This window comes from Streptomyces sp. SID11385, from assembly GCF_010548245.1.
Lineage (GTDB): Bacteria > Actinomycetota > Actinomycetes > Streptomycetales > Streptomycetaceae > Streptomyces.
This window is the reverse complement of sequence record NZ_JAAGLR010000873.1, coordinates 1-203: the sequence shown is the minus strand read 5'-3', so window position 1 is coordinate 203 and position 203 is coordinate 1. Positions and strand designations below refer to the sequence as shown.

Genomic DNA, 203 nt, shown 5'->3' with positions numbered 1-203 from the left:
AGGCCGCGGCCGTCGTCGCGCACGGCGAGGACGAGGCGGCCGGTGGCCTGCTCGGTGCCGTACCGGAGCGTCACGCGCGCGGCCCCGGCGTGGCGGGCCGTGTTCTCCAGGGCCTCGGCGGTCACAAGGAGGAGCGTGCGGGCCGTCGCGGCATCGAGCAGGGGAGCCGGGCCCGCGCAGGTACGGGTGGCGGGGGTGCCGGT

Annotated in this window: 1 pseudogene; it reads right to left on the bottom strand. The window is 79.3% G+C overall.

Annotation, left to right across the window (positions count from 1 at the left end):
- Window positions 1-203 (bottom strand): annotated as a pseudogene (locus tag G3I42_RS26265) (two-component sensor histidine kinase); the annotation flags it as partial.